Below are 24,749 nucleotides of genomic sequence, written 5' to 3' on the forward strand. Positions count from 1 at the left end.
TCTACAGCCTTTAATAGATTATTAATCTATCAACCTTCTAATAATAATGATTTTGGATCTTCAAGCATATCTTTAACAGCAACAAGGAAGCTAACTGCTTCTTTACCATCAACAATACGGTGATCGTAAGATAAAGCGATATACATCATTGGACGGTTTTCCATACGTTCTGCATCAATTGCAACTGGACGTACTTGGATTTTGTGCATTCCTAAAATACCAACTTGTGGACTATTTAGGATCGGTGTTGACATTAGAGAACCGAACACACCACCGTTTGTAATTGTGAATGTACCACCTTGTAGTTCTTTTAATGAAAGTTTGTTGTCACGTGCTTTCATACCTAAATTACGAATTTCGCTTTCGATTTCAGCGAAGTTTAATTGGTTAGCATCGCGTACAACTGGTACAACTAATCCATCTGGAGCTGCTACTGCAATACCGATATCATAGAATTTTTTAATGATAAGCTCGTCGCCTTGAATTTCAGCATTTAATAATGGGAATTGTTTTAATGCTGCAACAACTGCTTTTGTGAAGAATGACATGAAGCCAAGACGTACATCATGTTTTTTCTCGAAAGCATCTTTACGCTCTTTACGTAATTCCATGATTGCAGTCATATCAACTTCGTTAAATGTTGTTAACATTGCAGATGTTTGTTGAACTTCTACAAGGCGTTTTGCAATTGTTTGACGGCGGCGGGACATTTTCACGCGCTCAACTGGTTTTTCGAATTCCGTTTTTGCAACTGGAGCAGGAGCTGGACTTTTTGGAGCAGCTGGTGCTTCTTTTGGTGCTGCAGCATGAGCTTGTACATCGTGTGGTCTCACACGTCCAAGTGGATCTGTGCTACGTACGTCATTTAAGTCGATTCCTAATTCACGAGCCATTTTTCTAGCAGCTGGTGATGCGATCGGACGGTTCGTATTTGGTAAACCTTGTAGAGTTGCAGCTTGCTCATTAGTTGGAGCCGCAGCTTTCGGTGCTTCAGTTGTTTCTTGTTTTGGTTGCTCGGCAGCCGGTGCAGGTGTACTTACTGCAACTGGTGCTCCGTTTGCATCTAAAATTGCGATAGTTGCGCCAACTTCAACTGTATCCCCAGGTTCGCCTAGTAACTTCGATACAATACCTGAATCTTCTGCAATGATTTCTACATTGACTTTATCAGTTTCAAGCTCAACAACGCTGCCACCTTTCTCAACTTTGTCGCCTACGTTGATAAGCCATTGTGAGATAGTTCCTTCAGTAATAGATTCTGCAAGCTCAGGTACTTTAATTTCGATCATTTTAAATGTCCTCCCCTTATTTGCCTAACGGTGTGTTTTTTCTTCTTTTGTCTTCGGTAATCTCCATTTGTTAGCCCGCCCCCGGGCAGAGTATCTGCCTGGGGAGCAAGCTAGAAACCTTCATTGTTACTTTCAGTTGCTGAAAACTTCAATTTCTTGTTTATCTTGACGGAAGTTATACTTCACATCTAAAGCGTGTGCAACAATTAGTTCTTGCTCAGCTTTGTGAGCGAATGGATCGCCGCCAGAGGGGCTAGAGCGATCCGGGCGTCCAATGTAACCTGTTTTCACTTTATCTCCAGCAAGTTCGAACAGAATTGGAGCCATGTAATGCCATGCGCCCATATTACGAGGTTCTTCTTGAACCCAAATAATTTCTTCTAAGTTTTTAAAGCGTTTAATAATAGATTGAACTTTCTCAGCAGGGAATGGGTACAGCTGTTCAATACGAACGACATGAACTTCATCTAAGTTATACTCATGTTTACCAGACTCAATTTCTGCTGCTAAGTCAATCGCCATTTTACCTGTGCTTAAAACAAGACGTTTTACTTTAGTTGGTTTTGTACCAAGATTTTCTTGTTCTAGAGCAGGTTGGAAACGTCCTTCGCTTAACTGGCTAGCAGTTGAAAGCGTCAGTGGGTGACGTAGTAAACTCTTCGGCGTCATCAATACTAATGGTCGAACAGCTTCTGTTCCTAAGATAGATGCTTGACGACGTAAAATATGGAAGTATTGTGCCGCACTCGTTAAGTTTGCAACTGTCCAGTTATTCTCAGCAGCTAACTGTAAGAAACGCTCTGGACGTGCGCTAGAGTGCTCTGGTCCTTGACCTTCATAACCGTGTGGTAATAGAAGAACTAAACCAGATTTTTGACCCCATTTTGCTCTTCCTGCTGAAACATATTGATCAAATAATGCTTGCGCAGTATTTGAGAAGTCACCATATTGAGCTTCCCACATAACAAGAGTTTCTGGAGCGAATACGTTATAACCATACTCGTAACCAACAACAGCAGCTTCTGATAATGGACTGTTATGAACAGAGAATGAAGCATTGATGTTTGGTAAGCGATGCAATGGTGAATATGTTTCATTTGTATCAGTATCGTGTAATACGATATGACGGTGCGCGAATGTACCACGCTGTGAATCTTGACCAGTTAAACGAATTGGCGTACCTTCTTGTAAAATAGAAGCGAATGCTAATGACTCAGCAAGTGCCCATTCAATTTTACCGTTCTCTTCAAGAGCATCTTTACGGCGCTCAAGAATTTTCTTCACCTTCGGATATACGTTAAATCCTTCAGGCCAAGATAATAACCCTTCATTAATTGCGCGAAGTGAGTCAAGCTCAACACCAGTATCAATTGGCTGAATGCCTTTTGCAACAACATCTGGTACTTTAACATGAATTGTTGCATCGCTCGTATCAGCTGGTGGTACTTGTGCATAGTCAGATTTTAATTGCTCTTGTATAAACTGTGTAATTGTTTCAACCTCATCTGCATTTAGAACACCAGCAGATTGTAATTGATCTGCATAAATCGCTCTTACAGTTGGGTGGTTTTTAATCTTTTTGTATACTTGTGGCTGCGTAACTGCTGGATCATCCATTTCGTTATGACCGTAGCGGCGGTAACCAATTAAATCGATTAAGAAATCTTTTTTGAACAATGTACGATATTGAATCGCAAGGTTAGCAGCAGCAAGACAAGCTTCTGGATCATCAGCGTTCACGTGAACAATCGGAATATCGAAACCTTTTGCAAGGTCACTTGAATATTTCGTAGAACGAGAATCATAACTATCAGTCGTAAAACCAACTGCATTGTTTGCGATAACATGGATTGTTCCACCTGTTTGATACGCGTTCAATCTGCTTAAGTTCAACGTTTCAGATACAATACCTTGACCAGGGAATGCAGCATCACCATGAACTAAAATTACGAATGATTTTGAAGTATCTTGTTCTGGAAGACCAGATTTTTTACGATTCTCTTGAGCCGCACGTGCGAAACCTTCCACAACAGGGTTAACGAACTCAAGGTGACTCGGGTTATTTGCTAATGTAACGCGAGTACTAACTTCTTCGTTACTAACGACTTGTTCTCTACCTAAATGGTATTTTACGTCGCCAGTCCAGCCAGAGTTAGCCACTGCGCCTTCTATTTTTGCATGTTTGAACTCAGCAAACATGTGACTATATGGTTTTTCTAATACGTGTGCAAGTACGCTTAGACGACCGCGGTGAGCCATACCAATCATGACATCTTCTACGCCGCTTTTAGCACCTTCTAGTACAATTTCATCTAGAACAGGTACAATCATATCAACGCCCTCGATAGAGAAACGCTTTTGCCCAACGAATGTTTTATGCAAGAATTGCTCGAAACCTTCAACAGCTGTTAAACGTTTTAACAGAGCAGTTCGTTTTTTATTTGATAGTGGTTGACGCAATGAATTTGATTCCACCATTTGATGCAACCACGTGCGTTCTTCACTATCTTGTATATGAGAAAATTCATAAGCTAAAGATTTTGTATAAACGTCTTTTAATCTATGAATTACATCAAGTGCAGTGTGAATACCTTCTGGTGCATCTTGCCATACTGTCTTTGCTGGAATCGCTTTCAAGTCAGCATCGCTCAATTCGTTCATTGCTTTTTCAAGAAGAGATTGTCCATTTGCAGCATCTTCCATCGGATTGATGTGAGCCAACGTATGCCCGAAAGAACGAATCTGTTCAACAAGCTGAACGACTTTAAGAATTTTTTCAATGTTCCCTGTGTTTTGAGGAGAAAAATGTGTTGCTGTGTTGTCCCCTGTTACGACATCATCTTGAAACGAAGGAGCTCCAAAAATTTCAAAAAGCTCTTGTAATTCCGGATCAACAGAACCTGCTCTAGTTACGTAAAGATCATACTGCTCAATAACATAACCAAGGTTCGGACCGTGGAACTTGGCCCAAGGGTTTGTCGTTGTATTCTTCCTCGTCATTTGTTTAAACCTCCCAATGCATATAATCCTTTTTCCATACAAAAAGGTGCATTTTGCTCTTTTCAATAATTGATGAACCAATAATCAATGTAAATGTTTTCTTTACTCTTATGTTATTACAATAATTTACATAATACCAAACACTATTACTTATCTGTTTTGTAAAAAAACATTCACAATAACTTATCACCCAAGTTAATCTTTCATGTTATAAAGTAATTTTACAGAAAAATAGGGTGGATATATTTGGTATACCTATACGAATAACTAAAATTGTTGCATGTAAATATAAGTATAATAGTTAGAATGTTTCGATAAAAATAAGTTCGAATTATGTATATTGAAATAATAAGCGCTTTCATTGATATTATACAACAATATAACGGAATATAGTATAAAAAATAAAAAATTATGAATTTATCGTAAACTTTATTTAGATAGTGTTAAATATCGAAAGGAAAGTGAAGGATTTCTACAAAAAAAGTTGCTAAACATACAAAATGCTTCATAAACAGTTAGTTTCTATAAATATGACGAAAAACACCGTAAAACGGGTAACACATTTCGTGGAATAAAGAGATAAATGAAATATTTTAAAAGGATAAAACAAATAGGGAGATATTAAATTTTTAAAAAAGAGAGGAGGAGATATAGTAACGGTTATTTACAGTGTTCCGCGTTTTATTTCAAAATAGACGTGCTGAAAATGAAAAAGTTTCTTCTATATAAATAGACCGAAAAATGAACAAAACGATTGTAAAGGAAACTTGACGTAAAGCTCACTTTACATTTATACTCGCTATAAGGGAGGAGGGAGAAATTTCCTTGGAAAATAAAATGGTCGAATACCGAAAAAAATTTGGACTATCTCAAGAAAAATTGGCTGAGAAACTTGGAGTTTCCAGACAAACCATCATTTCAATTGAAAAGGGAAAATACGATCCATCACTTCCGTTAGCATTTGAAATAGCGAAAACATTTCAGACAACGATAGAACATGTATTTATTTATGAAGGAAAAGAAGAGGGGGAATAAAGATGAACTATTCACAAAAGTACTTCGTTATCATGGGAATTATTTTTCTATTCATGAGTGGATTTATGATATTAACAGGTATAATGACGCATTCCGCACCACCGGCTCCAACGTATACAGTACTTGCGATGATGATTATGTGTTTCTGCTTAAGTTACTTACACCCACAATTTAAAGAAAAAGATGAGCGAATGAAACTTATTCGTTATAAAGGAATGTTCTTCAGCTTTTTTGCATTAGCAGCGTATTATCTTCTTTTCTCTTTCGGCTTAAACTTAAAAATAATTACACTATCTGCTACTGAACTATTGAACATACTAATGGCACTTACGATGAGTACAGTTTTTATCTCATTTGTTGTTTTATCGAAAAGATATTAAGATGGAAGAGAGAAAGGAAGATTAACATATGCAAATGATGTATGCTTTTGGCATTGGACTTGTATTATTTTTAGCCGTATTCTTATTTATTCGGAAAGACGTTCAAGGTGGGACGTTAACGAAAAGAGGCTTTTATAAAATGATCGGCTGTTTAGTCGTTATGTTTATAGCGATCATTGTAATGATCGTTTTAATAAATCAGTCACTATAGAATGAACCTTACTTGAGTAAGGTTTTTCTTTATAGTATAAAATCCGAAAATTCCCACGATATCCATTTACTACATATAATAGATATTATATAATTTAATAAAATGATAGATAGGGAGCATACTATATGAACAAAAAAACTATCTTCTTTTTATTAACATGCCTACTACTTATAGCTAGTATTACTTATATAATATGTAATAAACGAGAACCAGTGCCACCTATCTTAGTATGGGAGGGTCAGGAATACTACGTTACGAATGAACCTGCCGAAGCTGAAAAAGTTGGACAAAGGCTCGGAGAAGTAACAAAGAAAATCGAAACAAGTAAAAAGCCTACGAAAAACAGTGAATCCAACACATTACAAGAAAAAACAGAAGTATTCATAATGATAGAAGAAGAGGGAAATTCTCACCCACCCTTAATCATAAAGGAGCCTTATAGTGAAGAATATAGAGTAGTAAGAACGATGTTACATGTACTATAAAGTGAAAAGGAGACTCATATGCAGACAGTAACTTCATATCCATGGTCGTTAAGAAAAATGTTTGTTTTTTTCCTTTGCTTCATCCTTCCGCCAATCGGTGCGATTTATATTTTGATGAATAGAGAAGCACTACAAAAGAGAGACTTTATTTTATACGTATTATTTGCTGCTATTAATCTATCGCTTTGGTTATCGCTTATGATCTTGGATCGGAGTATGTGGATGGTAGTGGGGCATTATGTGCTTGGAGCAATTGTTATTGTTTTTTCAAATATGAATAAGAGATAAGCTAGCAATCTTAAAGTTGCTGGTTTTTATTTTGCTATTTATCCCGCTTTAATGGGCAGTAAGACCCCCACCTCAAAATGCAGCGAAAGCAAAGAAGTTAGGCGGGGGATCAACTGCCCATAAAAGTCCGATTGGTGAGGGCTGATAATCAGTGGGGGATGAAGAAAACCCCCACTAATTAAAGTTTCACTTTATAATGAAGAAACAAATTTTTAATAGAGAGTAGTGGGCGTTATGAGATGGAAAGAGGGAACATTTGAAAAAATAGAAACGAATGACGCATCTGTTGAGCAACTTATAAACACGTTTAAGGAACAAAACGTAAATGGTGGCGCAATAATAAGCTGTTTTAAAGTACATAACGAAAATTTTTTCAAAGAAATACCACATTCGAAAGAGGGATACGAGCACTTCTTTAGAAGAATCTTCAACTCTTTAGATATAATGCATAACTTAGAAGAGTTAAAAATACATACGTCAGAAAAATATAAGTTTCGTTTTAAAGAGCACCTGGCAGTCATGCTTGATGGTAGCATTGCCGCTCAAATTTTGTGGGGCGGAGCATATGAAGGATTTAAGGAACGACCAGTTATCGCAAAGCAATTAGCAGTCAATGTATGCCAATATATGTTCCAAGACCGATACGAAGATATTAAAGTGTTCGAAAGCTATCGCCCTTGGACAGATTGGTTTTACGATGTTGCGTGGGATGTTACTTGGATGGTGTTAGATAGTAAGGAGCGTAAAATGTGGCTCATTTGTGCTACGGATACGGATTGATGGAGGAGGGCCTTGTAGGAATGCTGCAAGGCTCTTTATCTTTTGGGAATGAATAGAAAGTGAATCATATAAATGCTATACTAAAAAATGTTTGTAATGTCAGTTTCATACTATTGTATAATGCTGACTTACTAGAAAAGATAAGAGGAGAATGAGCGTGCAAAAGATACAAAAATTATTGCTGTTAATGATGGTAGTAGGATTAACAGTAGGTGTTTTAGCAAGGTGTGCAAACCCGAAAGATACAACAGAAGAATTTTTAACTGCGATACAAAAAGGTGATGTAGAAAAGGCTCGTACATTTGTTGAGAGTGACAAAGAATTTAATAAACTAAATGAAAAGACAGATGATGCTGAGGCAAAAGCAATGCTGAGTGCAATTACGAAAAACTTTAAATTTGAAAAGCCAGAAGAAGTATCGAAAAAGGATGACAAAGCAGAAGTGAAAGTGAAAATTACATCTGCAGATCTATCCGTTGCTGTAACAAAAGCAGTGGGAGAAGTTATGCCAATGGCTTTCGCTAGCGCCTTTAGTGAAGACAAAGAACAATCTGAAAAAGCAATCGAAAAAACGATGACATCTGCAATCGTCAAACACTTATCAGATAAAGATGCAATCATGGCAACTCGCGAAGTTACATTGAACTTAAAGAAAAACAAAGATGGCGACTATAAAATCGTTGCAGATGATAACTTGAAAGAAGTATTGTTTGCTAATGCGAAGTCTTTGGAGAAGATGTTTGGTGGGAAGTAATTAGCTTAGATAAAAAAGAGAAACCATATCACGTAGAAGGTTGATATGGTTTCTCTTTTTTTATGACCCCGGAGAGGCTCGAACTCACGACCTCCACCCTGTCAAGGTTTGGAAGTGAATATGGGGCATCATTATATGTATAATTGTTGATAAATCAACTTTTCCGATAACTCTATTAACACAATTATACATATTTGATTGATACTCTACAAGGGATTTTAACAACAATATTTAAAATGATATAATTGAATAACAACAGAATAATTTAGGGGGGAAGCTTATTGAAAGCAGTTCGTCAGGTTGTAGAAATATCATATAAAAATGAAAGTTTCATTGGTTACCTGAATTTTGATGAAGACGAGAAATACCTAGAATTTTTAGTTGATACAGTGGAAAATCAAATAGAATTATTGCAATTTTATTCGCCTAAAACATTTAATTGTACATTACATAATGGCAAAGTAATTAGTTGTTTTAATTGTAAAATAATCAAAGTGAAAAATGATAACCTTGTACGCTATGGTATAGATATTTATGTGGAAAATGATATTAAAAGATATGAGGAACTTGAATTTCATAATATAACCGCCATATTCCCAAAAGTAAATACATGGTTTGTGGGGAAAGATTTTAGTTATAATTCAAGTTTGAATTACAAAGGACAAAAACTTGATTTAATTATTTCTGAAGGAGAAACGCATAAAAGTGATTTGAATACTAAGATTTCGGAAACTTTTTTAAAGGTTCAGTTAAAAAGTGAATCTTTCATGGATTTAGAATTGGTTAATGAAATATATTTTAAAATGTCTGCTATTTTTTCTTTTTTAATAGACAAGTATGTTTCATACGCCCATTATATTGTAAATCATGAAGGTCAATATTTATATAAAATTTATCAGCGTAATCAAAATCGGATAAATGAAGTGAAAATGAATAATATGAATTATCGAATAGACAAAGAGCTAAATGATACTGAATTTTATAATATTTTTGTTGCGCCACTAACTTTAAAAAATTTTGATGTTTGGTTTAATTATGTTGGTGTTTTAAGAACTAAGCCGTTAATAGAAGAACGGTATCTAACTTATGCACGGTGTCTAGAGATGATATCTAGAGAAAATGTGAATACAGATATATATGGAAACACAGAAAGGCGTGCAAAAAGTAAAACTTATAGAGAATTAATTGAAGGTATGGATTTAGATGAAAATTATAAAGAAAATTTAATAGAGGCCTTTAAATTTAGTAACAGGAAAGGGTTTAAAGTGCTATTACTTCAATTAATTCAAAATTCATCTTTTAAAGAACAACTTGAAATGCTAGCAGAAGAAGTAGATATGGAAAAATTGGTTTCAAATATCGTAAACATCAGAAATCATCTTACTCATGGTTCGCCTTTTGAAAAAATAGATAAATCATCTTTATCTTTTTATACGGAATTAATTAAAAGGATGGTAACATATTTTATACTTCAAAAGCACATGGTGGATATACCTTTAAATATTGATTATTTAAATCGAAACTCTAGTGAATTACCAGATCCTTTTATTAAATGAACTTAATTACTTAGAAGACATTGAACAATACATTCAATGTCTTTTTTATCAATTTCACATTAATGAAGCTAATTGCATTACGGTGGAATTTTAAATTGGTATAATAAAATTATGAAATCATCTTATTGGCTGAAAAAATCATTGGAGGTTTTTGGATGGGAAGAGTCAAAAATGAACATTATGTTCCACAATCATATTTAAGAGCATTTGCAAATAAGAAAGAGCAGCTTTTTGTTTATGACAAAGTAAAGAAAACGTATTATATAAGCAAAGTGGATAAAGTTGCTGCCGAAGGAAAATATTTTGACCTGCCTTTGCCAGAAGGTGTTAGTATTCCAGAAGTTGAAAAGATGAATGAAGAGCAGTTGATAGAAAAACATTTTGCAGAAAAGATTGAAGGGCCTTATAAAAGATATTTAAATCAAATTCGTACAAGATATGTTATGACTGTTAAGCCAGAAGGGAAAACAGCAATAACAGGAGAAGAAAAAGGTCATTTATCTTATTTAATTGCTGTTCAGATGTTAAGGACAAAGCAATATCGAGAAAATATGGGGGCACTAGAAAATAAACTCGCTCAGTTGTTAGCAGATGATATTCTGAAAAAGAACTTTTCTGATTATGAAGATGGTAAGGTTCAAGTTAAAGCACCAGAAATAAACAAAAGGATCATGCAAGTTTCAATGCTATTTGATAAAGAAAAGGTTGAACCAATAGCTAAGCATCTACACAAGCACTGTTGGTTTGTATGTATAAATAATACAGAACAACCGTTTTATACATCGGATAATCCAGTAGTAAGACATGCTCATAAAGAAGATAAGCTTATGAGTTATGGTGGAATTGCTTCAGAAGGTATAGAGATTGTGCTGCCTTTATCATCTAATTTAATTTTGGTAATGGTAGAAAGAAGTTTCCACTCAGATCTCATAGCTGTAGAAAATCAGTTTGTAACATTGCCCACAATAGAAAGTGTTGATTTTTATAATTTTTTACAAGTTTCTCAGTCGAATAGACAAATCTTTTGTCTGGCAGAGAAATTTGATTTAATTGAAAAAATGAAAGAAGCACAACCAGAATTATTAGAAGTACGAGATAATGTGGAAATTCGTCATAATGGAAAAGTGTATTAACTTCAAATTGTATAATAGTTTTCGAACGATAAAAAGCAGGTATGGATTTAGTTATAATTCATAATAAAAAGAACAGCGCACATTTTTTGTGCACTGTTCTTTTATTTTCCAATTGAAAAAATATGTAATTATTTTGCTTTTGATTTCAAGTTATTCCATGCAGTTTTGATTGTACTGATAAAGTTTTCGTCTTGGCAGTGGCGACAAAGAAGGTGGAGTCTTGATAAACCTTCCATGTCCTCAAAACCTTTAACTTCAACTTCCTCACCAAAAAATCCATCTGTTACTTTAGCCAAATCTGCGTTTAACTTGTCCCAATTTTGAGGGTCTTTTACATCGTCAATATTACTAATTTTGCAATTGCATTGATTACATTTTACAATAAATCCAACCATTGTTAGGCACCTCCATGTTTTTTTTTATTACATTATCAATCTACCTTATTATAGTGAAAAAAAGCAATATTCCTAGTGAGAATTTTTTTTATTTTTTTATTTTTCTTTCATTTTCATTTATATAAAGCTACTTTGCTAGTTTTGGTTGTCGTGAGCACGACGTACCCAACCTAGTAATTTGGTTACTAGGTAAACAGGTTATCTAGTTGAATAAATATACAGGAGGTAAAGTGTTTACCGCCTTGAAGGTAGTAACTGCATTACTACCTTGTATCATTAATGTTGATACCAACCTGGGCGTCTGAAACCCAGGTTGAAATGTGAATATAATTCACATTTGGTACTCTGGTTGTAAAAAAATACAATTGAACTTGGGCATTTTGTCACATTTGAAATTCAGCTGTGAATTTTTTTCACAGTTAAAAGGGAGTCGTGAAACACGACCTCCTTAAAGGGTTTCTCAATTTGAGGCCTCCTTTGAAACAATAAAGGATACTCACAATATGAGTACCCTTTTCAACTGTAAATTTCCTTTACAGTAAAAGGGTGTAAACAATGTTTAGCCCCTTGAAGGATACATGTAATATATGTACCCTTGAAATAATAAAAGGAGGCTCATAATGTGAGCCCCCTTTAACGGTGGTCACAATGTGACTATCCTTGAAGGTTCGGAATATTGTTCCGAACCTCTATATAATGTATATACATTTGGAATAACAAAAGGGTGTGTACAGTATATATACCCTTTCACTTCATATTTTTAATAAATTCTTCTCGTTGTTGCCGTCGAGCTTCACGTTCTTGTTCCTGCCTTATCGTTTCATCATCCTTATGAAACAAATCGTCCCACACGGTCATAGCGAACATAGCCATCATTATTATGACCGACACGAATAATAGGATCGTTGTTATTCGTTCAAAATCTACTGGTTTTTTCGCCATGAATATATCTTTCATTCGGATATTTGTCTAAAGCTTGGTCTAACCTTTCATCGTGTAGGAACATGTAACATTGCCATTCTGGTTTACTTCGATTGCGTGTGGAATATAGGAACTGGCAATCATTTTTCACAAGATATTGGAACAACGAGTATTTGTATACAACCTTTACAGGTTCTTTTCTCTTCATTTGTATTTCCCCTCTCATTGGTAAAACCAACTCCGACAATTTGTCCGAGTTGAAATCTAACATCGCCAGTAACGATGTTGAAGGTCATCTCGAATGACCTTGGGATTAAACACCCTTCAAGATATTTTCTATTCGTTCAGCGGCTGGCATGTCGAACAACTTTATTACATGAATCAAGTCACAACATCTTGTTTCTTCAAATATTTCCGCTAGTAATCTCTTATCATTTAATAACCCATTCTCGATAAAGGACTCTAGAGTCCTAATCCCCATTTCTGTGTCCTGATGCACGTAAAACAGTGTCGTCAGTGCTCCGATTGCTGAATGGATGTTTTGTCGTTTCATTCGCTTCACCTCCTAACTACCATATATTGGTAAAATATTAATTTCATTATATGACTCTAGAAATCTACTGACAAGAGAAAATAACGCTGGAATTCAACCATACAAAAAATGTGAAAATCAAAAAAAACAGCAATACCTGAGTGCATAGCACGAAGGTGATGTCACAGCTTGCCTGTGGCATCGTGTTTTCAAATATCTAATATAATCACCATATAAATGAAGTACCTTGAAACACAACGCAAAAAAAGCTTACACTTTTTTCACGTTAATTTGTACTGGCGTACAAATTATGTTGTTGTTTTTGGTGTTCTTTAGTTCGATATAATGAAGAGAAAAATGATCCCAACAAAATGTGTGTGCCAAGTTTACATCGGAAAATTCTTTAATATAATGGTTGTACATTCAAAAAATATTTTCGTCACATGCAAGTTACGTATATATATTAGAAGGTTATAGAGCGTGACTCTTGAAACGATAAAAAAATTGAATATCTATATTCAAACCACAAGGAGTGATTTAAATGAAAAAAGATATTTTCACCAAATGGGTAGCGGAAGAATTAGCAAAAAGAGGACATGTATATGAAACAAAACCAAATAAAAAATTACCACGATACAAGGTATTTATATTTGAAAATACATTCAAATTCGAAAGAGATTTAATTGAAATAACACAAAAGCGCTAAAGTACCTAGAAAGTGCCATCTTATATATATACTATTACGATGGCAAGTTAGAGGTACTTTACAAATAAAATGAGAGGATTAAGACAAAATGACAACCAAAGAATACTCTGTTCTTGAATTATGCGAAGAAGTTCTACACGTTAAACAACAAACATTTAAAAATAGCAAACCAAAATATATAAAAAAATTGGAACAAGATTTCAATATTGAAATCAAGAAGAAGCCGATGATTTATGCATTAACACCTAAAGAACCATCATCACAACAAAAAGCAGATGAAGAATTTCTTGAAATTTTGGGATGTGACATTGGAAGAAAAGATATTGAAATGATTAAGTTTTTATTGAAATCCATATTGGAGAAAAAAATTGTTCCAGTGCAAGAAGAATTGACTCATTGGGCATTGCAAAAAAATCTAATTCAATCCACTTCTCGTGGAGTTGTGAAAAATTACATGGAGTTCTTTAACGATAACAACATCATTGTTCCACCTATGGAAATACCAGTATGGGATGATAGCGAAATCGGAAATCGGAAATGTGATATGGAAACAGGCGAAATATATCCGACGTATTACAAAAAAGTCGCAAAGAAAATTTATTACGATTTTGCAGATAACGGTGTTGGTGGTTATCGAAAGCGTCTTGGAGAACGAGCACAAGAAGCAATTGATACAGCGTATAAAACAATACTCCGTGAAAGATTTCAAAAAGAAATCGTTCCGATGATAAAAAAGCGGATCGAAAGTTCCATCATCGATAAAGCGAAATTCTTTTTACGGAAGAAAGTGTTGCAAGAAGTTGGTGAAGCGTATGGTTTGCATTATTGTGTGGTAATTTACGAACCAATCATCAATCCACGTATACAAGGGAAATTGAAATCGTATTTCGGATTGAATAAACACGAACCACATAATACGGATATTGAAATTGATGTAAGTCATCTCAAAGTTGTTGATGTAAAACGTCCAGTTGGGACAAAACCTACAGAAATTGAAAAGATGATGGAACGTCATTTATTGTTAAAATCACATGCACAATTGTACAAAGATGATAAATATGCAATGCCATTAAGCATATACAACAAGTGGCACGAAGGTAAGGCATTTGAAGAAACAATTGATGGGTTGAAAAGTTGAATATTAATATTCAATTATCCATCTAATACAATTATATTCCCCCGTTATCTTTTAGGAAAAAAAATTAAGAAGAGCAGAGGACCAATTGTACCTTCTCTTACACCAAATCTCCCTAAACGTCAAAGCGGTCTAAAATTATAAAAGGAGTAGATATTATGGCACGACCAAGAAAACCTGCGTCTTTAAAACAAGGACGCTCAGAATCATCTAAAGAATTGAAAGCTCGTCAGGAACAGGAAAAGCGATTGATGGGAAACACGGATAAGTTGCAAACTGTCCCTGACTATCTCGACTCACTCGCAAAAGCGTATTATAAATATTTAGTTAAGGAATTAGAAATCAGTGGCGTATTAACGAACCTCGACATTCCTCTACTTGAACAAACAGCAGATGCTATGAGTAAAATCCGTCAATGTGACGATATTATCAATGCTGAAGGGCTTAGAATCAAACAAAAAGATAAGTATGGAAAAGATGTTATTAAAGAACATCCAACAGTTAAAACCAAAATGGCATATTTGAGTCAATTTAAATCATTATCCACTCAATTGGGAATGTCACCATCTTCAAGAGCCCAACTTGCAGGTATGCAAATTCAAGCTAAAGAGGAAGAAGCAGACCCGTTATTACAATTGCTTAAAGCACATTCATAATGGAGTGCCGAAAACTCGGTTCTCTTAATTTCAAAAAAATAAATTCTGATTTACTCTTTATCCACCTAATTGCCACGTATATATATTATGAGGGCGGTTACGATATGTAACTTTCCCATGTTCATTCCATCTTTGATTAATTTTGAAGGTGGACTCCTTTCTTAATAATTAACAACAGAGGTGATGCCTAATGGCAATGTTAGACGAATCACTGATTCAACATATCGGTGAAAAAAGATACTATGAAATTTTACGTACTTTAGAATTACAAGAAGCAAAGTCTTTTAGATACTACGATAACAAAGGTAAACAACATAAGTTAACACAAAAAGAAGTGCTAAAGCGAATGAATCGACGATTAATCAAAATCAATCAATCACCCATTTCATTATCGTGGGTAAAAAAATGGTGGAATAAATAGATGATAGCAAACACACCATCACTTTATCTATGAACTCCTCCATTCCACAGTTCTTATTTTTGATGGTGTGCTTGGTGTTATCTATAACATCGTATATAACGGAACCTTTCATTCCGTTACGGCTCATATCGGTCATAGTTTGTTTGACGAACTCGAGAATCAATGTACTAAATTTATCGTTATTCAAAAGGCATGAATTTATCGTGCCTTTTCCAATATTGATAAACGATTACCACAGGATCAATACGCCTGTGGTTTTTCTATTTTACAAGGAGGATATTTTAATGGCACTCAGTGATATTTTAAAAGCGTCTGAACATAAACAACGTGCAGATGATTTAGAAGTACGAACGCAAGAATTAACAATGCGTACTCAAGAATTGGAATCACATGCACAAGAACTTGAGACGCAACGAACAAATGTTGAAAACGAATTACAACAAGCCACGATGCAAACACAGGAATTAGAGAAGCGAAATCAAGAACTGGAAACACAGTTATATACCAATTTTAATGACGTATTTAAAGAATACAACAATTCGATTTATCCAACAGCCGAAAAAATTATTAAATTACCAGTTGTCGGACAATGCCTTGATTTGCTCTCAGGTGCAATTGCACAGATGCCTGTTTATCTATACAAACGGAACAAAGACGGCAGTCGCACAGAAATCGAGGACGATAACCGTGTGAAATTGTTGAATACACGCCCAAACAAACATACTGGAGCATATCAATATAAAAAACAATTGGTACGAGATTATTTATTACACGGTGGAGGATATTCTTCAATCGAAAAAATAAATGAGGATGATTTCGGATTTGATGTCGAGGAATTGTATTATTTGCCTAAAAGCAATATGAATATCCGAACAATTAAATCTGGTTACAAACCAATTGGTGCAAAGTTTGATATAACATCTGACGGAGACGGAACACAAACCCAAAATGCTCCTGAAACTTTAAGTGAAGATAAAGTGCTACGGGTATTAAAAGATTCCGAAGATGGTTTTAAAGGTATTGGTTTATTGAAAACGGGCAAAGAAATTTTCCGTCAAGCATTACATGAAGCACAATTCGTGAATGGTATTTACGAACGTGGAGCATTTCCATCAGGGATATTAAAGACAAATGCTCGTTTGTCTCAAATTTCAATTGACCGATTGAAAGATGCTTGGAATGACTTGTACAGTGGTTCAAGCAACAACGCCAAAACGCCTATTTTAGAAGAAGGTATGGATTATAAACCATTACAACATTCACCAGCAGATATGCAATTAAACGAATCTAGAAAAAATACAAAAAGTGAAATTTGTAATTTGTTCGGTGTACCTGAATCTTTAATTACAACCGCAGCAAACAAATATAATTCGATTGAACAAAACAATTTGCACTTATTAAAACATACCCTTGCTCCTATTATTAACGCATTTGAAGACGGGTTAAATCTTTCATTGCTTGATGAAACAGAGCAGGACGAAGAGTATTTCTTTGAATTTGATGTCGAAGAACTGTCACGAGCGACTGAGAAAGAGCGTATTGAATCGTTTGTAACAGGTGTAAATGGTGCAATTTTAACAATTAATGAAGTACGTCAAAAACTTGGTTATGACAAAGTAACTGGTGGCGACGATTTATTAATGGGACTCGGAAAAGTTGCAATGAATACGAAAACTGGGGAAAAAACAGTTTTCAATCTTGGACAAAATATAACAACGGAGGACAAACCTAATGCAGAATCAGAAAAACCAAATAGAACTTAGAAATGTGAGACTCGACGGTGTTCAACAAAATGCCGACGGGTCTTTATTTGTTTCAGGTTATGTAAATAAAACAGGCACTTGGTCACAAACACTCGGCAGAAAAACAAAGTTTATCGAGCAGATCCGCTCTGGTGCATTTAAACGTGCCCTTGAACGTGCCGAAAATATTGATTTTTTATATGAGCATGACAACAAAAAAATCTTAGCAGATACACAAAGCGGAAAATTGGTTCTCCGTGAAGATGAGCGTGGTCTTTACATGGAAGCAACCATCAGCAAAACAACTTGGGGACAAGATGCCTTTGAACTTATCAAAGATGGAATCGTAAAAAAAATGTCATTTGGTTTCCGAACGTTAAAAGATAAAGTTACCAAAGGCACAAATGGAATTTACGAGCGTGTTGTACATGAACTTGAACTAACAGAAATATCCGCAGTTCGTTTTCCTGCTTATGTTCAATCATCTATCGAAGCCCGCTCATTAGAAATTATGGAAGAAATTAATATCAGAGAGGATATAAATAAAATGAATTTAACGGAACTTAAAAACGAGCGTTTAGAAATTATCAAGCAAGGTAAACAGTTAAAAGCGGAACAAAGAAAACGTGATTTAGACGAATTTGAAAAAGCGGAAATGCGTGATTTATCGGAACAACTTAAAGAAATTGAAGCGCAAATTGAAGTTTCCACCGAGGACGAACAACGTCATATCGTTGAAATCCCTGAAAAAACATCCAATGAACCAAGCACAGAACATCGAGCAATTGAATCGCTTATGAAAGGCGAAATGAATGATGAAGTGCGTACTTTACAACAAAATCCACAAACTGGGGCGTATTTAGTTCCAACCGTTGTCTCGGAACATATCGTAAAAATTCTCCATCATGAAGGAAACCTGTTTTCCCGTACAAAACAATATGAAACCGTAAGCGGATTTTTAGACCTTCTACGTGAAAGCACACTTGGTACAGCTGGTTTCGTTGGCGAATTGGATAACATTAACATAAACGATTTTTCAATGAAGAGCAAAGTGCGTTTAGACCAAAAACGTGTTGGTACCGCAGTTGAACTTTCAGATAAAGTTGTAAATGATGCTGGTATGAACGTTTTAGCATATTCTTCTGAATTATTGGGACGTCGATTAAGCAAAGCAATTGATTATCACATTCTATTCGGTGATAACAAAAATAGTTTAGAAGGCATTATAACATCGACAACTAATCCAATTACAAATATTACTTCTAAATCTAAAACAACAATGGATTTCGAAGAACTTTATGATGTCCTTTTAAGTGTTAATCCTGAATATTTAAATAATGCAGTTTGGGTAATGCACAGTGAAACATTTAAACATCTTACGAAAATGAATGACAACGAAGGTTATCCATTAATTTTACGTAAACAAGATGTTACTAAAGCATTCATTCAAGAGTTGTTCGACATCCCAATTGTTTTTGACGACAACATGGAACAAGTCGGTGCAGGTAAAACACCAATCTTACTTGCTAATTTCGAAGAAGGATATGCAACTCTTGTTAAAAAGGACTTCCATTTACAACACGTTTGGAAAGACCGAATCAGCAGACATAAGCGCAGACATTTACTTATCTTGGACAAATACCTCGATGGGAAAATTATGCGACCAGAAGCGTTTGCCAAATTAACAATGGCACAATAAATCACTTTAGGAACTCCAATTTGAGGGGTTCCTTTTTCTATGAAAAAATATTGGAGGACTTATTATTATGAATACTATTATCACAAGCAATCTAACTACAAATGCAAAGGATGTCACGATTTCATTTATGGCATCATCTGAAAATTCACCGCTTATCGCAAGCAAATTTGATATGTTTAAGCATGTTGGAAAAACAAACCGATTATTTGCAATGGACGATAAAGAAGCAGAAATTGATCCTGACGAATTAATCAGTAAAGATGTTGAATTTGAATCGGTTACTTTCGACCAAAAAACGGTTTCTACGTCAGTTGAAATTACACAATTAGTACAAAATGACACACCAATTGATTTAAAAGGAATCGCTCAAGGAAAAGCGACACGTCGTATTCTTCGCACATTACAATCGCAAGCATTTGGAAAAGGAAATGCTGATGGTTCAGGTAAACAAATGCAATCCATTTTCGAATACAACACATATGCAAATAGAATCGCTGACATTAAAACATTCACAAAAGTTGATGAAATGTTCAATGATTTCGCCAACAGTTCAGAGAACTTACAAGGTGCCATTTTCGTTGTAGACAATGCTTTGTTCGCTACAAAATTACTTGATGAAGGAAAACAAACGTTATTAAAACCAAGTGATGCGAATGACGGTTCAATCGGAAAAATCTACAACATTCCTGTATTCGTTCAACCAATGAATGGTAAAGGGAAAATGGTATTAATGAATCCTAAAGCGTATGCGGTTTCGGTTAATGACGAACTTTCCGCTGAAATAAATGACGGTAGCGATGATACAGAAGTTGCATTAGCAGGATATACTTTTGTTTTCGCTGAAATCATGGCCAGCGGTATGGTTGCAAATCCACACGGAATCAAAATTCTAACGGATTTAACAATGTCAGCACAATCTATCGAAGAACCAAAAGCGAAACGTTCAAGAAAGGCAAAAGGTGAATAATCATGGCAGTAATATATAAAAAAATCATTGCTATTAAAACTTTCAGTATCAATGGTACTGGGTGGACAATTCCACCAATGCCATCTCTCGGTGCTTCTTATGGTCAAACATATGAATTGGAATCAGCAGTAGCAGATAAATTGATTACAGACGGATATGTAATTGATTATGCTACAGCATTATCAAACCCAAAATGCCCACCAATCCTTCGAACAAAAGCAATTCGTATCGGATAATCAGACGGAGTTCCTATTATGGGACTCCGTATTTTTTTTTATGTGTAAAATGTGGATTTTACTAGATTCTCAAGATCAACTTTTTTCATATGGCTTCCTTACATTTCAAAGTAATACAATATAATAGTACTATCACATGTTTATCATTCATTTATAATTACATTCACAGGATAACCACGTACTTGGAAACTTGTCCTTGTATAAAAAAGTTGTTTACTAGTAAACTGCCTATTCATTAAATGCACCTGAAATTTAGTGCAAATAAAAAAACTGCAACAACTGTTGCAGTTTTTTTACTTAAATAGAATTTAAAATTGCTTCTACTAATGTAGTTGTTCCGATAATTAAAGAAATAATCTTTTCAAAATCACATGAAAAATTCATCTCTAAGCTATCTTCACTTTTTTTAAATTCAAATTTAAACATATTATCACCTGCCCCGTTAGGGCAAGTGACAATACCCATAAAGATAGAAATGTTATACATATAACACCCTTCCACCAATATGTTGTTGTCTTTTGTAATATTTTATCAAATCAATTCATAGCGGTCAATATAAACACGCGTAAACTTTCTTTTCAAGCCTTCATATGATTTTTCTATATAGTAAAGTTCTTTTTTATTCAGTAAAGAACTATTTATTTTTTTTATATTTATTGTTCGTATATTATTCGGGCTTTGCGCTTCAATTCATTGCTTATGATTAAATACCATGTACGTTTTGAACTGTTCCACCTTTTCAATGACATAAATGCTTCCCAATCGAGTTCATATATCGCTTGTGGCGTAACATCATCATTGAGAACTGTAACAATGACGTACTCGAATAATTGTTCTTGTGGAATATCGGAATCTAGGTCATTTAGCCCATTGAACACACCTGTCATTTTGGAGCGTGTCGCCTTTATGGAATATCGCTCGTTAGTATCACTGATGGCATCAATATTTTTCTCGCCTATTTTCACCGCATGTAAATTAGGTAATGACGGTGTATTGTTATAATGGTTAATTGCTACCGTTTCCCCAATATCACCGACAAAATTATTTGTGCGTATTGCTCCCAACGTTTTAAATCGTTTCATCAAGCGACTATAATGTTCTAATCCTTCACCAATGGTCATATTTTCATAATCTACTTCATTTGACATATATATCACTCCTTTATGTGGTATGTATAGTTATTACCACACCAAACAACCAATTCCTCTCAAATTCAGAAAATTTATTTTTTTAAGATACTTTTTGAATATTAATATTCAATTATTTATTAACGTTTGTAAACAATTATTGTTTTTATAAAATAACATATCATTCGTGCAGCCATTCATAAAAGAATTGACTCATTGGATTTTCATACACTCGTGTTCCGTTGCGGAATGTTATGTGATTGATTATGTTGTTGATTGCTCCACGGATATATGCTCCTATGTTACTAATGCCACGTTTATTCTTAACTTCATCAACCACTTTAAAAAATAGCTTCTTATTGATCCCATTTTTACGTGCATATACATATTCATCATGTATTACATCATTGTTAACAGTATTATTTAATGTATTATGTTTATCGTTTTCTGTTTCTTTAGAAACAGTATTTTGATGTTCAGATGGGTGCTCTATAGGTTGTTCATATTGTGGTTCGTCAAATTGTTGCTCAACGATATACACATTAGCAGATTGCTGTTCATTTTTACGTTTCGCCCCATTGATTGATAATAGACCGAGTTTCTCCATTAAAGCGAAGAAACGTCTAACAGTTGATAACGATATTTTCATGCTAAAGCGTTGAGCAAACATCTTTTGAAACGTACTGTATGCAATACTGAACACCCCACGACCTTTCTTTGCTAAGTCGGATATTAAATACACACATCGTTTCTGTAAATCACTGTATTCCCATAGTTCATGCGATTTCTGAATGAATAATTTCGCATCATATTTTAATTTCGAATAACGTGTCAATTCTTCTGGTTTACCATTTAACAACATGGCTCATGCTCCTTTTCATGGAGAAGAAACTTTGCTACAATTAAATAAGCAAGTCCTTCTCGGATTTGTGCTGAACCGTTTAATCCCAAACTTTGGTCGGTGGGGGAGTAGACGGTTTTATTTTTAGTTCCTTCTATTATTACGTTTACGATTGATTACATTTTCACTTCCAAAGAATCCATGAGTAGCATGTTTTTCTTGCACGGTAGTATCCGCTAAATGGCTATAGATGAGCACTGTTCGTAAGTCAGCATGTCCAAGGATTTTCCGCAATGATTCAACATCACCAGAAGATGATAAATAATGAGTAGCAGCTGAATGACGTATCAAATGTAAATAGAATCGCTTTTTAATTTTGGCTTCAATAGCGTATTTTCGCATATCACGTAACACATTATTTTTGCTTAACATACGACCACTCAGTGACAAGAAAATTAAATCATCAACATCATCTTCAAACGCTTCATTTTCTTCGAGCAATTGTATTAGCAAACGATATGTTTTATTTGATAATGGTACAGTACGGGTTTTGCGTGATTTGGCATTATTGGATTGAATAATTACCGCTCGATTTATATGGTCAATAACTGATGGCGATAACAACAATGCTTCAGTGATTCGAAACATGCCATCAATGAGAAGGTGTAATAATACGTAATCACGAAAATGCTTGAAACTCTTATTGGAGTACGATTTCGCCACTTTCAATAAGTTGTTTAATTCATCAACTGAGAGAATATCAATTTGCGTGTTATCTTTACGAAATCCTTCAAATTTATTGAATGGATTTTTGCTGATGATCTCTTGGCGTAAACACCAATTAATGAATGTTTTCAAACGTTTAATCCTACTGGAAATCGTTTCATCCGCTAATCCAACAGTTTGAGCACTTTCAGGCACGTAAGCATGACCATCAAAGCGTACATATTCATTTTTTAGCCAGTAGGCCCAGTCGGAAATGAAGTTTGTTGTAATGTCGGTCATATAAAATGTTTGAGCATTTTGTGTTTCATGAAATGCTTTAATACTATTAAACATAAGAAGGAATTGATTCAATGATTTGGGGCGTAAATTCTGTTTCACTTTGCTATCAATAAATCTTTCGAATACACGTTCAACAGAATCTTCTTTTGAAATTTTGCTAGTTTTTCGTTTGTGGGGTTGTCGTTTTTTTACGATTTCTTTTTCAGTGAAGTATGTTAAAGACATAAAAAAAACCTCCTTCATTCTCATTTAGAGTTAAAGGAGGAGTTTCAATCAAAACTTGAGCGGTACTCACCGTTAGTTTTGGTCAAAATATGAAATTATCAACAGTTGATACAATACGATATGATCCCGACTGGCCTCGAACCAGCGACCTCCACCCTGTCAAGGTGGCGCTCTCCCTGCTGAGCTACGGGATCTTTAAAAATGCGTATGTAACAGCACCTTTAATCTTTTTACTAAGGCAATTATATATAATTAACTGAAATTTTACAATATTTTTATATTAAACTTTTGAAGGGAAATAGTTGGAATTATACTAGTCGTGTATTAAGGAATACATAAGAAGAGAATGTAATGAAAAATGGATTCGAATAAAGCGGTTATATTATTGTTTTCGATACCAATCTAAAGGACCTTCATCACTTAAATCGACAAGAAAAGGGAATAAGAAATGTAAAGGTAAGCTTATAAGTTCTGGCATAGCGTTCAATGTTTTCTTTGATAGATACTGCCTCCCAAAACAATACGGGCAATCTTTTTCAAATGTCACGAGTATCGACCATACGTCTTTTACTTTCCACTTCGTTTTACAATACGTACAACGGGTCATAGAGTTCCTCCTCATGTTAAGGTTTCTTCTAGTATATTCCATTTCATTGTACGAAAGTCATTTGTATTTGGTGTGATACAATGTAAGTTGTTTTGTTTTTATATGGATCTATTTAGTCATTTATGATCAATTACATATCGTTTTCTATTTTTGCAGGATGATAGATTTTCAGTTTTAATATGCAAACTGGCCAATATATCCTTTTTACAATTTACTTAAAATCATGTATAACAGAGATACAAGATTATTTTATAATTATTCAAGAGTAGAGGGAGAATTATTGTAATGGTAAGGAAAACGTTCAAGATGCGTGTGTCTAGAAATAGAACGATTTCGATTAATGGCTCGATTCTTGATGTGGATGTTACACATGATGAGTTTTTACAAGAGTTTGTTGAGTGGGTCGATTCTAAAGGCTGGTCGTTTATGGGGATGACAGATGAGATTACACCCGAGGAAGCTAGTCAAAATTTAATAGATTCATTGATTGATGAGAAGGATAAGAAAGAGTAATTCCTTCTTATTTTTTATTGTATATTTATGTTCTTTATCGTAAAAGTATGATATAGTAAAAAACAGTGAATGTTCTTCCAATTTAATACAAATTACATATAGATTGGTAG

28 protein-coding genes and 1 tRNA gene are annotated in these 24,749 nt (G+C 34.6%); 18 read left to right on the forward strand and 11 right to left on the reverse strand.

Annotated features, from left to right (window positions below; translation table 11 throughout):
- Nucleotides 1-29: 29 nt before the first annotated feature.
- A complete protein-coding gene (gene odhB, locus PDL00_RS21615) occupies nucleotides 30-1,289 on the reverse strand; it encodes a 2-oxoglutarate dehydrogenase complex dihydrolipoyllysine-residue succinyltransferase (RefSeq protein ID WP_270731102.1) in 1,260 nt (419 codons plus the stop codon).
- Nucleotides 1,290-1,421: 132 nt separating this feature from the next.
- Nucleotides 1,422-4,289 carry a 2-oxoglutarate dehydrogenase E1 component gene (gene odhA / locus PDL00_RS21620; protein ID WP_270731104.1) on the reverse strand — a complete coding sequence of 956 codons (2,868 nt, stop codon included), beginning with the start codon at nucleotides 4,287-4,289 and terminating at the stop codon, nucleotides 1,422-1,424.
- 825 nt (nucleotides 4,290-5,114) lie between these two features.
- Here odhA and PDL00_RS21625 point away from each other — a divergent pair.
- The 9 genes from PDL00_RS21625 to PDL00_RS21665 all read left to right on the forward strand — a co-directional run bounded on the left by PDL00_RS21625 (nucleotide 5,115) and on the right by PDL00_RS21665 (nucleotide 10,911).
- Nucleotides 5,115-5,324, forward strand: coding sequence for a helix-turn-helix transcriptional regulator (locus tag PDL00_RS21625; RefSeq protein ID WP_000428506.1), 210 nt, complete (start codon nucleotides 5,115-5,117; stop codon nucleotides 5,322-5,324).
- A 2-nt stretch (nucleotides 5,325-5,326) separates the two neighbouring features.
- Nucleotides 5,327-5,704 carry a hypothetical protein gene (locus tag PDL00_RS21630; RefSeq protein ID WP_048545076.1) on the forward strand — a complete coding sequence of 126 codons (378 nt, stop codon included), beginning with the start codon at nucleotides 5,327-5,329 and terminating at the stop codon, nucleotides 5,702-5,704.
- 28 nt (nucleotides 5,705-5,732) lie between these two features.
- Nucleotides 5,733-5,915, forward strand: a complete 183-nt coding sequence (locus tag PDL00_RS21635) for a DUF3976 domain-containing protein (protein WP_001178300.1) — start codon at nucleotides 5,733-5,735, stop codon at nucleotides 5,913-5,915.
- 125 nt (nucleotides 5,916-6,040) lie between these two features.
- Entirely contained in the window at nucleotides 6,041-6,400 is a 360-nt protein-coding gene (locus PDL00_RS21640; protein WP_270731107.1) for a hypothetical protein, read from the forward strand.
- 18 nt (nucleotides 6,401-6,418) lie between these two features.
- Nucleotides 6,419-6,688 (forward strand): hypothetical protein, encoded by a 270-nt coding sequence (locus PDL00_RS21645; RefSeq protein ID WP_242257198.1) that lies wholly within the window; start codon nucleotides 6,419-6,421, stop codon nucleotides 6,686-6,688.
- A gap of 234 nt (nucleotides 6,689-6,922) precedes the next feature.
- Entirely contained in the window at nucleotides 6,923-7,468 is a 546-nt protein-coding gene (locus PDL00_RS21650; RefSeq protein WP_270731109.1) for a hypothetical protein, read from the forward strand.
- A 157-nt stretch (nucleotides 7,469-7,625) separates the two neighbouring features.
- Nucleotides 7,626-8,222 carry a hypothetical protein gene (locus tag PDL00_RS21655; RefSeq protein WP_270731111.1) on the forward strand — a complete coding sequence of 199 codons (597 nt, stop codon included), beginning with the start codon at nucleotides 7,626-7,628 and terminating at the stop codon, nucleotides 8,220-8,222.
- 281 nt (nucleotides 8,223-8,503) lie between these two features.
- On the forward strand, nucleotides 8,504-9,778 hold the full coding sequence (locus tag PDL00_RS21660) for a HEPN domain-containing protein (protein WP_270731113.1): 1,275 nt from the start codon (nucleotides 8,504-8,506) through the stop codon (nucleotides 9,776-9,778).
- A 155-nt stretch (nucleotides 9,779-9,933) separates the two neighbouring features.
- Complete coding sequence (locus PDL00_RS21665; RefSeq protein ID WP_270731115.1) at nucleotides 9,934-10,911, forward strand: DUF4238 domain-containing protein; 978 nt, start codon at nucleotides 9,934-9,936, stop codon at nucleotides 10,909-10,911.
- A 128-nt stretch (nucleotides 10,912-11,039) separates the two neighbouring features.
- Here the strand turns inward: PDL00_RS21665 and PDL00_RS21670 are convergent, their stop codons facing one another.
- From PDL00_RS21670 to PDL00_RS21680, 3 genes are all read right to left on the reverse strand, one after another.
- Nucleotides 11,040-11,306: a hypothetical protein gene (locus PDL00_RS21670; RefSeq protein ID WP_270731117.1), complete on the reverse strand. Its 267-nt coding sequence runs from the start codon at nucleotides 11,304-11,306 to the stop codon at nucleotides 11,040-11,042.
- 747 nt (nucleotides 11,307-12,053) lie between these two features.
- Nucleotides 12,054-12,248 (reverse strand): hypothetical protein, encoded by a 195-nt coding sequence (locus PDL00_RS21675; RefSeq protein ID WP_270731119.1) that lies wholly within the window; start codon nucleotides 12,246-12,248, stop codon nucleotides 12,054-12,056.
- 292 nt (nucleotides 12,249-12,540) lie between these two features.
- Nucleotides 12,541-12,780, reverse strand: coding sequence for a hypothetical protein (locus PDL00_RS21680; RefSeq protein WP_270731120.1), 240 nt, complete (start codon nucleotides 12,778-12,780; stop codon nucleotides 12,541-12,543).
- A 520-nt stretch (nucleotides 12,781-13,300) separates the two neighbouring features.
- Between PDL00_RS21680 and PDL00_RS21685 the strand changes: the two genes are divergently transcribed.
- The 8 genes from PDL00_RS21685 to PDL00_RS21720 all read left to right on the forward strand — a co-directional run bounded on the left by PDL00_RS21685 (nucleotide 13,301) and on the right by PDL00_RS21720 (nucleotide 20,321).
- The gene (locus PDL00_RS21685; protein ID WP_270731122.1) at nucleotides 13,301-13,465 is read left to right on the forward strand and encodes a hypothetical protein; all 165 of its coding nucleotides are present in this window, start codon (nucleotides 13,301-13,303) and stop codon (nucleotides 13,463-13,465) included.
- Nucleotides 13,466-13,553: 88 nt separating this feature from the next.
- A complete protein-coding gene (locus PDL00_RS21690; RefSeq protein ID WP_270731124.1) occupies nucleotides 13,554-14,603 on the forward strand; it encodes a hypothetical protein in 1,050 nt (349 codons plus the stop codon).
- Between the two features lie 155 nt (nucleotides 14,604-14,758).
- A complete protein-coding gene (locus tag PDL00_RS21695; RefSeq protein WP_270731126.1) occupies nucleotides 14,759-15,256 on the forward strand; it encodes a phage terminase small subunit P27 family in 498 nt (165 codons plus the stop codon).
- Nucleotides 15,257-15,446: 190 nt separating this feature from the next.
- Nucleotides 15,447-15,677, forward strand: coding sequence for a hypothetical protein (locus PDL00_RS21700; protein WP_270731128.1), 231 nt, complete (start codon nucleotides 15,447-15,449; stop codon nucleotides 15,675-15,677).
- A gap of 284 nt (nucleotides 15,678-15,961) precedes the next feature.
- The gene (locus PDL00_RS21705; RefSeq protein ID WP_270731130.1) at nucleotides 15,962-17,440 is read left to right on the forward strand and encodes a phage portal protein; all 1,479 of its coding nucleotides are present in this window, start codon (nucleotides 15,962-15,964) and stop codon (nucleotides 17,438-17,440) included.
- Nucleotides 17,409-19,118, forward strand: coding sequence for a phage major capsid protein (locus PDL00_RS21710; protein WP_270731133.1), 1,710 nt, complete (start codon nucleotides 17,409-17,411; stop codon nucleotides 19,116-19,118). The genes PDL00_RS21705 and PDL00_RS21710 overlap by 32 nt, the downstream gene beginning before the upstream one ends.
- Nucleotides 19,119-19,185: 67 nt before the next feature.
- Nucleotides 19,186-20,085 carry a phage major capsid protein gene (locus PDL00_RS21715; RefSeq protein WP_270731135.1) on the forward strand — a complete coding sequence of 300 codons (900 nt, stop codon included), beginning with the start codon at nucleotides 19,186-19,188 and terminating at the stop codon, nucleotides 20,083-20,085.
- A 2-nt stretch (nucleotides 20,086-20,087) separates the two neighbouring features.
- Nucleotides 20,088-20,321, forward strand: a complete 234-nt coding sequence (locus PDL00_RS21720) for a hypothetical protein (protein ID WP_270731137.1) — start codon at nucleotides 20,088-20,090, stop codon at nucleotides 20,319-20,321.
- A gap of 297 nt (nucleotides 20,322-20,618) precedes the next feature.
- On the opposite strand, the gene PDL00_RS21725 is transcribed toward PDL00_RS21720, so the two are convergent.
- From PDL00_RS21725 to PDL00_RS21750, 6 genes are all read right to left on the reverse strand, one after another.
- Entirely contained in the window at nucleotides 20,619-20,807 is a 189-nt protein-coding gene (locus tag PDL00_RS21725) for a hypothetical protein (protein WP_270731138.1), read from the reverse strand.
- A gap of 167 nt (nucleotides 20,808-20,974) precedes the next feature.
- Nucleotides 20,975-21,469, reverse strand: coding sequence for a DUF6998 domain-containing protein (locus PDL00_RS21730; RefSeq protein ID WP_270731140.1), 495 nt, complete (start codon nucleotides 21,467-21,469; stop codon nucleotides 20,975-20,977).
- A gap of 160 nt (nucleotides 21,470-21,629) precedes the next feature.
- Entirely contained in the window at nucleotides 21,630-22,310 is a 681-nt protein-coding gene (locus PDL00_RS21735; RefSeq protein WP_270731141.1) for a hypothetical protein, read from the reverse strand.
- Nucleotides 22,311-22,433: 123 nt separating this feature from the next.
- The gene (locus PDL00_RS21740) at nucleotides 22,434-23,519 is read right to left on the reverse strand and encodes a tyrosine-type recombinase/integrase (protein WP_270731143.1); all 1,086 of its coding nucleotides are present in this window, start codon (nucleotides 23,517-23,519) and stop codon (nucleotides 22,434-22,436) included.
- A 121-nt stretch (nucleotides 23,520-23,640) separates the two neighbouring features.
- Nucleotides 23,641-23,713 (reverse strand) — tRNA-Val (locus PDL00_RS21745).
- Between the two features lie 188 nt (nucleotides 23,714-23,901).
- Nucleotides 23,902-24,126, reverse strand: a complete 225-nt coding sequence (locus PDL00_RS21750) for a hypothetical protein (protein ID WP_242257194.1) — start codon at nucleotides 24,124-24,126, stop codon at nucleotides 23,902-23,904.
- Between the two features lie 285 nt (nucleotides 24,127-24,411).
- On the opposite strand from PDL00_RS21750, the gene PDL00_RS21755 reads away from it, so the two are divergent.
- Nucleotides 24,412-24,639, forward strand: coding sequence for a hypothetical protein (locus PDL00_RS21755; protein WP_000251865.1), 228 nt, complete (start codon nucleotides 24,412-24,414; stop codon nucleotides 24,637-24,639).
- Nucleotides 24,640-24,749: the final 110 nt, after the last annotated feature.

This window comes from Bacillus cereus group sp. TH152-1LC (assembly GCF_027710505.1).
Classification (GTDB): Bacteria; Bacillota; Bacilli; order Bacillales; family Bacillaceae_G; genus Bacillus_A; species Bacillus_A mobilis.

Excerpts from the sequence above, each read along its gene's own strand:
- odhB (WP_270731102.1), bottom strand. The coding sequence starts at position 1,289 with ATGATCGAAATTAAAGTACCTGAGCTTGCAGAATCTATTACTGAAGGA.
- odhA (WP_270731104.1), bottom strand. The coding sequence starts at position 4,289 with ATGACGAGGAAGAATACAACGACAAACCCTTGGGCCAAGTTCCACGGT.
- PDL00_RS21630 (WP_048545076.1), top strand. The coding sequence starts at position 5,327 with ATGAACTATTCACAAAAGTACTTCGTTATCATGGGAATTATTTTTCTA.
- PDL00_RS21635 (WP_001178300.1), top strand. The coding sequence starts at position 5,733 with ATGCAAATGATGTATGCTTTTGGCATTGGACTTGTATTATTTTTAGCC.
- PDL00_RS21640 (WP_270731107.1), top strand. The coding sequence starts at position 6,041 with ATGAACAAAAAAACTATCTTCTTTTTATTAACATGCCTACTACTTATA.
- PDL00_RS21645 (WP_242257198.1), top strand. The coding sequence starts at position 6,419 with ATGCAGACAGTAACTTCATATCCATGGTCGTTAAGAAAAATGTTTGTT.
- PDL00_RS21650 (WP_270731109.1), top strand. The coding sequence starts at position 6,923 with ATGAGATGGAAAGAGGGAACATTTGAAAAAATAGAAACGAATGACGCA.
- PDL00_RS21665 (WP_270731115.1), top strand. The coding sequence starts at position 9,934 with ATGGGAAGAGTCAAAAATGAACATTATGTTCCACAATCATATTTAAGA.
- PDL00_RS21670 (WP_270731117.1), bottom strand. The coding sequence starts at position 11,306 with ATGGTTGGATTTATTGTAAAATGTAATCAATGCAATTGCAAAATTAGT.
- PDL00_RS21675 (WP_270731119.1), bottom strand. The coding sequence starts at position 12,248 with ATGGCGAAAAAACCAGTAGATTTTGAACGAATAACAACGATCCTATTA.
- PDL00_RS21680 (WP_270731120.1), bottom strand. The coding sequence starts at position 12,780 with ATGAAACGACAAAACATCCATTCAGCAATCGGAGCACTGACGACACTG.
- PDL00_RS21685 (WP_270731122.1), top strand. The coding sequence starts at position 13,301 with ATGAAAAAAGATATTTTCACCAAATGGGTAGCGGAAGAATTAGCAAAA.
- PDL00_RS21690 (WP_270731124.1), top strand. The coding sequence starts at position 13,554 with ATGACAACCAAAGAATACTCTGTTCTTGAATTATGCGAAGAAGTTCTA.
- PDL00_RS21695 (WP_270731126.1), top strand. The coding sequence starts at position 14,759 with ATGGCACGACCAAGAAAACCTGCGTCTTTAAAACAAGGACGCTCAGAA.
- PDL00_RS21700 (WP_270731128.1), top strand. The coding sequence starts at position 15,447 with ATGGCAATGTTAGACGAATCACTGATTCAACATATCGGTGAAAAAAGA.
- PDL00_RS21705 (WP_270731130.1), top strand. The coding sequence starts at position 15,962 with ATGGCACTCAGTGATATTTTAAAAGCGTCTGAACATAAACAACGTGCA.
- PDL00_RS21710 (WP_270731133.1), top strand. The coding sequence starts at position 17,409 with ATGCAGAATCAGAAAAACCAAATAGAACTTAGAAATGTGAGACTCGAC.
- PDL00_RS21715 (WP_270731135.1), top strand. The coding sequence starts at position 19,186 with ATGAATACTATTATCACAAGCAATCTAACTACAAATGCAAAGGATGTC.
- PDL00_RS21720 (WP_270731137.1), top strand. The coding sequence starts at position 20,088 with ATGGCAGTAATATATAAAAAAATCATTGCTATTAAAACTTTCAGTATC.
- PDL00_RS21725 (WP_270731138.1), bottom strand. The coding sequence starts at position 20,807 with ATGTATAACATTTCTATCTTTATGGGTATTGTCACTTGCCCTAACGGG.
- PDL00_RS21730 (WP_270731140.1), bottom strand. The coding sequence starts at position 21,469 with ATGTCAAATGAAGTAGATTATGAAAATATGACCATTGGTGAAGGATTA.
- PDL00_RS21735 (WP_270731141.1), bottom strand. The coding sequence starts at position 22,310 with ATGTTGTTAAATGGTAAACCAGAAGAATTGACACGTTATTCGAAATTA.
- PDL00_RS21740 (WP_270731143.1), bottom strand. The coding sequence starts at position 23,519 with ATGTCTTTAACATACTTCACTGAAAAAGAAATCGTAAAAAAACGACAA.
- PDL00_RS21750 (WP_242257194.1), bottom strand. The coding sequence starts at position 24,126 with ATGACCCGTTGTACGTATTGTAAAACGAAGTGGAAAGTAAAAGACGTA.
- PDL00_RS21755 (WP_000251865.1), top strand. The coding sequence starts at position 24,412 with ATGGTAAGGAAAACGTTCAAGATGCGTGTGTCTAGAAATAGAACGATT.